The 12,087-nt window shown below is 64.4% G+C and carries 5 protein-coding genes; 4 read left to right on the forward strand and 1 reads right to left on the reverse strand.

The genetic code is table 11. From position 1 onward, the window contains the following. Position 1: 1 nt before the first annotated feature. Positions 2 to 1,930 carry an autotransporter assembly complex protein TamA gene (locus AC3EMP_RS26005; RefSeq protein ID WP_023804940.1) on the reverse strand — a complete coding sequence of 643 codons (1,929 nt, stop codon included), beginning with the start codon at positions 1,928 to 1,930 and terminating at the stop codon, positions 2 to 4. A 277-nt stretch (positions 1,931 to 2,207) separates the two neighbouring features. Here AC3EMP_RS26005 and AC3EMP_RS26010 point away from each other — a divergent pair, with 277 nt between their 5' ends. The 4 genes from AC3EMP_RS26010 to AC3EMP_RS26025 all read left to right on the forward strand — a co-directional run bounded on the left by AC3EMP_RS26010 (position 2,208) and on the right by AC3EMP_RS26025 (position 12,078). Next, on the forward strand, positions 2,208 to 7,694 hold the full coding sequence (locus tag AC3EMP_RS26010) for an alpha-2-macroglobulin family protein (protein WP_352710927.1): 5,487 nt from the start codon (positions 2,208 to 2,210) through the stop codon (positions 7,692 to 7,694). An 83-nt stretch (positions 7,695 to 7,777) separates the two neighbouring features. Next, a complete protein-coding gene (pbpC, locus tag AC3EMP_RS26015) occupies positions 7,778 to 9,883 on the forward strand; it encodes a penicillin-binding protein 1C (protein WP_352710926.1) in 2,106 nt (701 codons plus the stop codon). A gap of 253 nt (positions 9,884 to 10,136) precedes the next feature. Continuing rightward, positions 10,137 to 10,820: a M15 family metallopeptidase gene (locus AC3EMP_RS26020; RefSeq protein WP_023682209.1), complete on the forward strand. Its 684-nt coding sequence runs from the start codon at positions 10,137 to 10,139 to the stop codon at positions 10,818 to 10,820. A 229-nt stretch (positions 10,821 to 11,049) separates the two neighbouring features. After that, positions 11,050 to 12,078, forward strand: coding sequence for a sulfate ABC transporter substrate-binding protein (locus tag AC3EMP_RS26025; RefSeq protein ID WP_023673082.1), 1,029 nt, complete (start codon positions 11,050 to 11,052; stop codon positions 12,076 to 12,078). Positions 12,079 to 12,087 lie beyond the last annotated feature (9 nt).

Consider the following 12,087-nt stretch of genomic DNA (forward strand, 5'->3'; position numbering starts at 1 on the left):
GTCAGAACGCCTGTCCGATCCCGGCATAGATGCCGAAACGCGGGTCGCCACGGTCGCGGTTGAGCGGCACGGCGGCGTCGATGCGCAGCGGCCCGAACGGCGTGATGTAGCGCAGGCCAACGCCCGCGCCGACCTTCACGTCGGAAAAGTCCGGCGTCGCTGTGGTCGAGACAGTGCCGGCGTCGACGAACGGCACGATGCCGATCGTGTCGGTCAGCGCAATGCGCATTTCGACCGATGTTTCGAAGAAGGAAAGCCCGCCGATCGGCTGATTGTCGATGTCCTTCGGTCCGATGCCCTGATAGGCATAGCCCCGCACCGAGCCGCCACCGCCGGAATAGAAGCGCCTGTCGGCTGGAACGTTCTGAAGGCCGGTGCCGACGATCGAACCCAGCGCGACGCGTTCGGCAAGCACGAATTTCGAGGCCGTGTCGAGCGACTGATAGGCCGACCCCTCGCCCCTGAGCTTGAGGAAGGCGGCGCCGCTCAGAATGTCGTAGCTCGGTTCGGCATAGGCCAGAACCCTGAAGCCGCTGGTCGGATTGAGCCGGTTGTCCCTGTTGTCATAGACATATTGCAGCGGAATGCTGGCGATCAGGTATTTGTGCTTGCCGAAGGCGTCGGTGATCCTGGAATAGTCCAGCGCGATTTCAGCCGAAACCGTCTGCTTCTTGTCGATCTCATAGGACAGGCCGGTGCTGCCCTTGACCGAGAAATGGTCGTAGGCATCGGGATGTTCGAGGACGGTCTTGACGCTGGCGATGAATTTCGAGGCCGGCCCGACCACGCCCGGCTTCTCGAACATGATGCCGGCATTGTAGTTGAGCTCGCTGAGATCGTTGCTGCCGATGCCGCTGATCTTGCCCTCGATGCGCAGCTTTTCGGCCCGGCCGAACAGATTTCGGTGGCCCCAATAGCCTTCCAGGCCTAGCCCTTCGGTGTTGGAGAAAGTGCCGCCAACGCCGAAATAGCGTGGTTTGCGCTCGCTGACCTGAACGCCGATCGGAATGTTGCCGTCGGCGTCGAGACTGTCGGCTTCCTTCAGCGTCACGCTGTTGAACACTTCGAGCCTCAGCAGCCGGTCGCGGGCATCGTCGATCTCGTCGGGCGAATATTGCCGGCCGCGTTTCAGCCCGGTCATATATTCGGTGAACTCGCGATTGACCTTCTCGGTGCCATCGACGGTGGTGTCGCCATAACCGGCAACCGGCCCGGCGGCCACCGTCAGCGTCACGTCGAGCGTCGAGGTGGTGTGCTCGGCCACGACCTGCCTGTCGGTGATCCGGGCCAGCGGCCGGCCCTCCTGCTTCAGCGCCCGCACGATCAGCGCCTCGGCCTTGAGCACGGCGCCCGAGCCGGCATCGCCGCCGGCTATCAGGCCGAAATCGGCGCTCGCCAGCCCGGCGGCATCGCCCTCCAGCCGAATATTGCCGAGCGTGAATTTGGGCCCGCTCGAGATGCTGATCACCACCGGGATCGGCTGCGGACCCGTAAATTCGGCATCGGGCGGCAAATCGTCGAGCGCCTTGCCCTGGATGGTGATAGTGACGACGCCTTCATAACGGGCGTCGGCATAAAGCGCGGCGACCAGCTGTTCGCGGTCGCTACGCGCCTTCGCCAAAAGGCCGAGCGAGCCGGAAACCGGGCGGTCTTCGTCGGATTTCAGCGACGAGGCGTTTTCGAGCTTCTTGACCAGGTCCTTGTCGGCATCGGGCGCTTCGATGGTCACCGCATAGCGCAGCGGGTCGACGATATCGGCGTCCTCGTCATTCGAAGAGCCCCACAATTTGATGCCGAAGAGCTCGAAGGCGGCCGCCGACCCCGATTCGGCAACGAGCACGGTCGAGCACGCCAACGCCACAATCAGCGCACGCGAAAGCGTGCGCCGTGGCGCACTTACCTTCGACATCTGCGCTTCATACGCCGGCATCAGGACAACCTAGGTTACAAAACTAAAATTGGAATGAAGTTTTGAAGCGCTCGTAAAGGGGCCACAATCCAATTGTCTGAAATAGGCAGGGCTTGGAATTCACACCTTCTGCGTTTTCGCAAGAAAGCGTGATCCCTTTCCCGTGGATGAACTATCGGCATACCGGTCATTGGCCGGTTTGGGAACCGTTGGCGGGCGGAAACCTGCCCGTCCTCGTGTTGACAAGCTTGACTGAAGCTTGAACATGCCGCGGACGTAGCAGTGTCTGGAGGGTGTTATGGCGATGCGCGCGGCGGCTCGTGGTCTGTCGATCTTGATTCTTCTCATTTTCGCCTGGGGGTCTGTAGCGCAAGCGGCCGAAGCCCGCCGGGTGGTGACCTCAAATAATTCCGACTATTTCGGCTTCGATCTCAGATCGGACCAGAATGTCAGCCTCGATCAGTGCAAGACGACATGCCTCGGCGACCCCGCCTGCCGCGCCTTTACTTACAACAACAAGGCCAAATGGTGCTTCCTAAAGTCCGACTATAACCAGTTGAAACCCTTCAGCGGCGCGGTCGCGGGCAAGGTCGTCAATGTCGATGGCGACCCCGATATCGGCGCCCCGCCGGAACTCGCCTTCTTCCCCAACTGGATGGCCGACCAGGCCCAGCAATACCGCAACAAGCTGACCGATCCGGCCTATGACAAGCCGACCGACGGGCTGGAATCACTCCGCGCCGCCGCCGAACAGGCTGCACTGACCGGCGACCATGGCCATGCCATGAACAAATACGAGGCCGCGGTCTCGGTCCTGCCTGACGACGGCCAGCTTTGGCTCGGTCTGGCGCGTGAAACGCTTGCCATACAGCCGGCCAGCGGCACCTCCGAATCCTACAATCTGCCGGTCAAAGGCACCTCCGCCGCTATCAACGCCTACAAATTGCTGCGCACCACCAAGACCCGCGCCGAAGTGCTGGCGCTGCTCGGCAACGGCCTCGACCGCCGCGATCTCTACCGTCCAGCCCTGCAGGCTTATGAAGCCAGCCTCGCGCTGGTCAGTTCGCCGGCGGTCAAGGCCGAATATGAGGATCTCAAGGCCCGCAAGGGCTTCCGCGTCATCGATCACTCGATCGACGCCGACACCAGCGCGCCGCGCATTTGCGCGCAGTTTTCCGAGGAGCTGGTGAAGACCGGCGTCGACTACGCCCAGTTCGTCACCGTCGACAACCAGCCGCCCAAGGGCGTCGAGGCCAAGGACAAGCAGATCTGCGTCGAAGGCCTGGAACACGGCCAGCATTACGAAGTGACCTTCCGCGCCGGCCTGCCGGCCGCAATTGGCGAGGTCACCGCCGCTCCGGTCGTGCTGTCGATCTATGTGCAGGACCGCGCGCCGTCCGCCCGTTTCACCGGCGACAGCTTCGTGCTGCCCGCCGGCGCCCGCCGCGGCATCCCGGTCGTCACCGTCAACATGAACGCCGCGCAGATGAAGCTCTACCGCATCGGCGATCGTTCGCTCGCGCAGCTTCTGTCCGGCTATCAGTTCCTGAAGCAGCTCGACGGCTATGATATCTCCAGCATTTCCGACCAGATGGGTGAGCCGGTCTGGCAGGGGCAGCTCGATATCGCCAACGACCTCAACAAGGACGTCACGACTTCGTTCCCGGTCGACGAAGCCTTGCCGCAGCGCAAGCCCGGCGTCTACGTGCTGACCGCGCAAGCGGTAAATGAAAATGACGAGGACAATTACAATTCGCTTGCCACGCAGTGGTTCGTCGTCTCGGACATCGGCCTGTCGACCTATACCGGCCAGGATGGCCTCAATGTCTTTGCCCGCTCGCTCGGAACCGCCAAGCCGATCGCCGACGCCGAACTGACGCTGCTGGCCAGGAACAATGAAATCCTCGGCACAGCCACGTCGGACGCCGAAGGCCATGCTGTCTTCAACCCCGGCCTGACGCGCGGCGACGGCGGCATGGTGCCGGCCGTTCTGATGGCCAAGCAGGGCGACAACGATTTCGTCTTCCTCGACATGGGCCGCGCCGGCTTCGATCTGTCCGATCGCGGCGTCGCCGGACGCGCCGCACCGGGCGCGCTCGATGTCTATGCCTGGACCGAACGCGGCATCTACCGCGCCGGCGAGGATGTGCATGTCGCAGCCCTTGCCCGCGACGGCGCCTCCAAAGCGGTGGAAAACCTGCCGCTGACCTTCATCTTCACCCGTCCCGACGGCGTCGAGAACCGCCGCATCGTTGCCGATGGCGTCTCGGCCGGCGGCTATGCCGTCGACCTGCCGCTGGAAGCCAACGCCATGCGCGGCACCTGGACGGTGTCGATCTATACCGATCCCAAGCAGGCGGCCGTTTCCAGCCAGATGTTCCTGGTCGAAGACTTCGTGCCGGATCGCATCGAGTTCGACATGAAGTCCGACAAGCAGGAGATCGCCCAGGGCGAAACCGCCAACATCGACATTGACGGCCGCTTCCTCTATGGCGCGCCGGCCGCCGGCCTCGCGCTCGAAGGCGAGCTGACGCTGTCGACGGCGCGCGACTGGGACCGTTTCGCCGGCTATTCGTTCGGCCTTGCCGACGAGCAGTCGGCCGAGCCTTCGGTCACCCCGTTCACCGGTCTGCCGGTGGTCGGCGACGACGGCAAGGCGACCTTCCCGGTCACGGTCGACCAGTTGCCCGCGACCACCAAGCTGGTCGACGCCAAGGTCACGGTTCGCATGCGTGAAACCGGCGGCCGCGCCATCGAACGCTCGCTCAACATCGGCATCCGCCCGCAAGGCCACATGATCGGCATTCGTCCGGATTTCGCCGACAATGAGGTGCCGCAGGGCGGCACCGCCAAGTTCAGCCTCATCGCGGTCGACCCCGACGGCAAGCGCGAGACGCTGAAGGGCGCGCAGTGGTCGCTGGTCAAGGTCGAACGCAATTACCAGTGGTACCGCAACAACAACTCGTGGAACTACGAACCGGTCACCTTCACCAAGTCGATCGCCAACGGCCAGGTCGATCTCAGTGCCGATGCCGAGGCGACCGTGACGATGCCGGTCGACTGGGGCCAGTACCGGCTCGAGATCGAGACTGCCGATCCCGAGGGCCCGGCGACCAGCTATGAGTTCGACGCCGGCTGGTATGTCTCCTCGACCTCCACCGAAACGCCTGACGGGCTCGAGATCGCTCTCGACAAGGACAGCTATGCCGTCGGCGACGTGGCCAAGCTGAAAGTGTCGCCGCATTTTGCCGGCGAACTGCTGGTCACCATTGGCGCCGACAAGCTGCTCAAGACCGTCACGGCAACCATGCCGGCCGGCGGCAGCACGGTCGACATCCCGGTCGGTGACGACTGGGGCGCCGGCGCCTACATCACCGCAACCCTGTTCCGGCCCGGCGATGCGCAGGAAACCCGCATGCCGGCGCGCGCCATCGGCGTAAAATGGCTGACGGTCGACCCAGGCTCGAAAAAGCTCGCCGTCACCCTGACGCCGCCGGACAAGACGATGCCGCGCCAGCAGCTGTCGATCCCGGTTTCGGTCGCCGGCGTAGCGCCGGGCAGCAATGCCTATGTCACGGTCGCTGCCGTCGATGTCGGCATTTTGAACCTCACCAACTACAAGGCGCCGGATCCGGAGGGCTGGTATTTCGGCCAGCGCATGCTCGGGCTCGAAGTCCGCGACATCTATGGCCGTCTCATCGACGGCTCCCTCGGCACCACCGGCAAGCTCAGGACCGGCGGCGACGGCGCCTCAATGCAGCCGCAAGGCAGTCCGCCGACCGAAAAGCTGGTCGCCTTCTTCTCCGGCCCGGTCCAGCTCGACGCCGACGGCAAGGCGAGGATCGACTTCGACATCCCGCAGTTCAACGGCACCGTGCGCGTCATGGCCGTCGCCTGGACCAAGGAGGCCGTCGGCCATGCCACGACCGATGTCATCGTGCGCGATCCGGTGGTGATCACTGCCGGCCTGCCCCGCTTCCTGGCGCCTGGAGATGCAGCTATCATGCGGCTCGACGTCGCCGACACCGACGGTCCGGAGGGCGACTATGCCCTGTCGATCGCCACGACCGGCGACCTCTCGACCGGCGACAAGCCCTTGCCCGAAAAGCTGACGCTGGCCAAGGGCAAGCGCCAGACGCTGACCGTGCCGCTGATTGCACAGACGGCGGGCAATGCCTCGATCACCATCAAGCTCGCCCATGGCGACGGCACCGCCGTCGAGCAGACGCTGTATGTTCCGGTGCGTCCGGCGCAATTGCCGGTCACCACCCGTCTGGTCGTCGACCTCAAGGGCAATGGCGGCTCGCTGCGCGTCGACAAGGAGCTGCTCGCGGCAAGCCTGCTCGACGGCGCCTCGATCAGCGTCGGCGTTTCGCAGGCTGCGGCCTTCGACGTGCCGTCACTGCTGATGACGCTCGACCGCTACCCCTATGGTTGCGCCGAGCAGACCACCAGCCGCGCCATGCCGCTTCTCTACGTCAACGATCTGGCGTCCGGCGTTGGCATGCAAAGCGATCCCGAACTGCACGGCCGCGTGCAGGCCGCCATCTACAAGGTGCTGAGCTACCAGGCTTCGGCCGGCAGCTTCGGCCTGTGGGGTCCGGGCTCCGGCGATCTGTGGCTCGACTCTTACGTCACCGACTTCCTGACCCGGGCGCGCGAGCAGAACTACGACGTGCCGGCCCTGGCGATGAGCCAGGCGCTGAGCAATCTGCAAAACTCGGTCGGTTACGACCAGGACGTCCAGGATCGCGGCAGCGAAATCGCCTACGCGCTCTATGTTCTGGCCCGCAACAAGAAGGCCTCGGTCGGCGATCTGCGCTACTACGCCGACACCAAGCTCGAAGCCTTCTCGAGCCCGATGGCCGTCGCCCAGTTGGCGGCGAGCCTGGCGCTCTACGGCGACGCGCAGCGTTCGGAAGCAACCTTCCAGACGGCGCTGCAGCTGGCCAAGTCGACCACCGAATACGACTACTACCGGTCCGACTATGGCTCGCGGCTGCGTGATGGCGCCGCGATCCTGGCGCTCGCCGCCGAATCGAAGCCGGTGCCGACCATCGTGCCGGAGCTGATCCGGCTGGTGGCAAGGGAACGCGCCGATGCCCGCTGGACCAGCACGCAGGACGAGTCCTGGATGCTTCTGGCGGCCCGCGCGCTGAAGTCGGGCAACGACTCTATCACGCTGTCGGTCAACGGCGCGCCGCATGCAGGTGGATATTCCAACCACCTCAGCGGCACCGACATTGCCGACAGCCCGCTGACCATCGCCAACACCGGCGCCACGCCGCTGCAGGCGGTCGTCACCACGGTCGCCTCGCCGGTAGAGCCCTTGCCGGCCGGCGGCGACGGCTTCACCATCGACCGCACCTACTACAAGCTCGATGGCACCGAAGCCAACGTCACCGAGGCGACGCAGAACGAACGCTACGTGGTCGTGCTCAAGGTTTACGAGCAGAACCGCTGGCCTTCGCGCCTGCTGATCACCGACCTGTTGCCGGCCGGCTTCGAGATCGACAATCCGGGCCTTGTTTCCAGCGCCCAGCTGTCGAACTTCACCTGGCTGGCGCAAACGGACGCAGCCCATCTCGAATTCCGCGACGACCGTTTCGTCGCGGCATTCAATCCCAATGACGGCGATGGCGACCGCAACATCATGCTGGCCTACGTCGTGCGTGCGGTAACGCCGGGCACCTATGCCCATCCGGCAGCCACGGTGGAGGACATGTACCGGCCGCAATATTCGGCCCGCACCGCCACCGGCATGATGGAGATCAAGGCGCCGTAAGGCGCCTAGACGAAGATGAACACGCCGATGTCCGCGACCATCTCCTTCTCCCCGCTATGCGGAGAGAAGGAGCCGGCAGGCGGATGAAGGGCACCACCATGCTCTCCAGAAAATTTCTCCGTCGAACAGGCATCGCCGCCGCCTCCCTCGTCGGCTTTGCGGCGATCGCTGCCGCTTCTCTCTGGGAACTCGACCGCGCTTTTCCGCCGCCGCTGCCCGGAAGGCTCACCGTCTCCACCGAGGTCCAGGACCGCGACGGCCAGCTGTTGCGCGCCTTCGCCACGCCGGACGGTTACTGGCGGCTCGACACTCATCTCGACCAGGTCGACAAGCAGTTCGTCAACATGCTGGTCACCTATGAAGACAAGCGCTTTTGGGACCATGATGGCGTCGATGTGCTGGCGCTGGCGCGCGCCGCCGGCCAGTTCGCCACCAGCGGCCATATCGTCTCCGGCGGCTCGACCCTGTCGATGCAGCTTGCCCGGCTGATCGAGCCACGCGAAAACCGCAGCCTCGGCTCGAAGATCAAGCAGATGCTGCGTGCCATCCAGATCGAGCGGCGGCTGTCTAAGCAGGAGATCCTCGAACGCTATTTGACGCTGGCGCCTTATGGCGGCAATCTCGAAGGCGTGCGCGCCGCGTCACTCGCCTATTTCGGCAAGGAGCCGAAGCGGCTGACGGTCTCGGAAGCAGCCCTCTTGGTGGCGCTGCCGCAATTGCCGGAAAAGCGCCGGCCCGACCGCAATCTCACCATCGCTCATGCAGCCCGCGACCGCGTGCTGACCCGCATGGTATCAGCTGACCTGCTTGGCGAGCGCGAGGCCGCGCGCGCCGCCCTCGACGATGTCTCGGGCCTGCGCCGCAAATTGCCGGCGCTGGCGCCGCACGCCGCCTACGCCATGCTGCCCAAGGCCGTGCCCGGCAAGCCACTGCAGCTTACGATCCGCAAAAGCGTCCAGCAAGGGCTGGAACAGGTGGCGCGCGATGCCGCGATCAAGCTTGGCCCGCGCCTGTCGGTCGCCATGGTGATGGCGGACGCACGCACCGGCGACATTCTTGGCGAAGTCGGCTCGGCCGATTTCTTCGATGCCAGCCGCTCCGGCTGGATCGACATGACCAAGATCGTGCGTTCGCCCGGTTCGACGCTGAAGCCGTTCATCTATGGCCTCGCCTTCGAGCAGGGGCTGGTGGCCCAGGAAATGCTGATCGAGGACAGCCCGGTCGATTTCGGCGGCTACCGGCCGAAGAATTTCGACATGGGGTATCAGGGGGATGTCTCGATCCGCCAGGCGCTGCAGCTGTCGCTCAACGTGCCGGCAATCCGCGTGCTCGACTCTGTCGGCCCGGCACGGCTGATGGCGCGCTTCCGCCAGGCCGGCGTCAGCCCCGTGCTACCGGTCAACGAGGCGCCGGGCCTCGCCATCGGCCTCGGAGGCGTCGGCGTAACGCTGCGCGATCTCGTCCAGCTCTATACCGGCCTCGCCAATGGCGGCAAGGCAAACACGCTCCATGACGGCACCGAGCCGGCCAATGCCGAGCGCACCACCGCCACCATCCTCGACGCCCAGGCGAACTGGCAGATCACCGACATATTGTCGGGCGTGAAGCCGCCCGAGGGCGCCTTGCAGCGCGGCATCGCCTACAAGACCGGCACGTCCTACGGCTACCGCGACGCCTGGTCGGTCGGCTTCGACGGCCGCTACGTGCTGGGCGTCTGGGTCGGCCGCGCCGATGCCGGCGCCGTGCCCGGCCTGTCCGGCTATGTCTCGGCCGCCCCCATCCTGTTCGAGGGCTTCGTCCGCTCCAGCCTTGCAGCGGCACCGTTGCCCAGCCAGCCGGCCGGCGTCGTCAAGGCCAGACGCGAAGACCTGCCGGTGACCCTGGCGCGCTTCGGGGCCGGCGCCGACGGACTGGTGCAGGCAGGCCCGACTGAACCGGCGCCGACGATCATTTTCCCGCCCAACGGCGCCCGCGTCGATCTCGCCACCAATTCCGCCGAGGCCTCGCCGCTGGTGCTGAAACTGCAAGGCGGCCGCGCGCCGTTCCGCTGGCTGGCCAATGGCAAGCCGCTCGTCGGCATCGACCGCCGCCGCACCGCGACCTGGCTGCCCGACGGCGCCGGCTATTCGACGCTCACCGTCATCGACGCCGTGGGACGCGCGGCAAGCGTGAAGGTGTTCGTTGAATAGATGGCGCCAAGCGATTCAGGGGATTGGGCTTCTTCGCCCGAGGCCCGGCGCGAGGCACCCCCCTCTGGCCTGCCGGCCATCTCCCCCGCAAGGAGGGAGATTGGCAGCTTCGGCGCCGCGCTCATTCAGCAACGTTGAAAATTGGCGAAAGCCGCAGCGACATCTGATCTCCCCCCTTGCGGGGGAGATGGCCGGCAGGCCAGAGGGGGGTGTGCCGAAGCGCTTGCATCGAGGATTGGCCTTAGCCCTATCCATGTTCGTTTCGACTTGCTCCCCCGCCGACGCCGATCCCCTGCCCGCCGGCTTCGTCCGCCTGGCCGATGTCGATCCCTCGATCCGCCAGGACATCCGCTATGCCGGCCTGGAAAATTTCCTGCATCGCAAGGCCGATGGCTACGACGCCCCCATCTGCATCCTCACGAAGCAAGCTGCGCAAGCGCTGTCCGGTGTGCAGAAAGCGCTCGCCGCCGATGGCCTGACGCTGGTCGTCTTCGACTGCTACCGCCCGGCCCGCGCCGTTGCCGACATGGGCAAATGGACCAGAGAGGGCGGCCCGCCCGATCCGCAATGGTACCCTCAGGTGCAGCGCGGCGACCTCATCGCCACGGGCTATATCGGCGAATTGTCCACCCATTCGCGCGGCTCGACCGTCGATATCGCCATCGCCCGCAGCGACGGCAAGAACAAATCATGCGCCGCTTGCGGCACGGCCGGCGCCGGCACGCTCGATTTCGGCACCAGCTTCGACTGTTTCGACCCGGCAAGCGAAACCGCACATCGCCCATTGGCGGCAGAAGCGGCGGCAAACCGCAAAAGGCTGCTCGACGCCATGCGCGCCGGCGGCTTCAAGAATTATGCGCGAGAGTGGTGGCACTACACGCTTCGGGATGAGCCGTTTCCAAAGCTGCGCTTCGATTTTCCCATCACTGCGGGCTGAACCGCCCGGTGCTACACCGAGCCTTCCCTCACTCGGCCTTGCTTCTGCGGTGTCAGCTCCTAGATAGCGTCAAACCGGCCGGATTTGGGTTGACCAATATGAGGAAAATATTTCCTTTCGAAACCCAATATCGGCGAAAATTTCCTTCGAGTGGACAAAAAAGGCAACGTTGAATGCATCTAATTTCTATCAATTCGATAGAGTTCAGCCGTCATCAACGGAGGCGGGAATGACCAAACCTCATTTCAAGAAACTGCTCGGCGCACTGGTCGCCACATCGATCCAGTTCGGCACGCTCGGTTTCGCGTTTGCCGATACGACCATTCTGAACGTGTCCTACGACCCGACACGCGAACTCTACAAGGCCTATGACGAAGCCTTCGTCGCACACTGGAAGGCCGAGACCGGCGAGACGGTCACCATCCAGCAATCGCATGGCGGCTCCGGCGCCCAGGCCCGCGCCGTGATCGACGGCCTCGATGCCGATGTGGTCACGCTGGCGCTCGAAGGCGACATCAACGCCATCGTCACCAAGTCGAAGAAGATCAACCCGGACTGGCGCAAGAAGTTCGAGAACAATTCGGCGCCGTACACCTCGACCATCATCTTCCTGGTCCGCAAGGGCAACCCGAAGGGCATCCACGACTGGAGCGATCTGGTCAAGGACGGCGTCCAGGTGATCACGCCGAACCCCAAGACCTCCGGCGGTGCCCGCTGGAACTACCTTGCCGCCTGGGCCTATGCCAACGCCAATGATGGCGGCGACGAAGCCAAGAACAAGGAATTCGTCGGCAAGCTCTACGCCAATGCTCCGGTGCTCGACACCGGTGCGCGCGGCTCGACGGTCACCTTCGCGCAAAAGGGCATCGGCGACGTGCTGATCGGCTGGGAAAACGACGCCTATCTGGCGCTCAATGAATTCGGAGCCGACAATTTCGAGATCGTCTATCCCCCGACCTCGATCCTGGCCGAGCCGCCGGTGGCGATCGTCGACGCCAATGTCGATGCCAAGGGCACCCGCAAGGTCGCCGAAGCCTATCTCGGCTGGCTCTATTCCAAGGAAGCCCAGACGATCATCGCCAAGAACCACTATCGTCCGGCCAAGCCCGAGCTGGTGGATGCGGCTGACATTCCGAAGACGCCCGAAATCAAGCTGATCTCCATCGACGATCCGCTTTTTGGCGGCTGGAAGAAGGCACAGCCTTATCATTTCGGCGATGGTGGTATATTCGACCAGATCTACAAGCCGGCCCAGTAGGATTTAGAT

The sequence above is a fragment of the Mesorhizobium sp. P160219 genome (assembly GCF_057786095.1).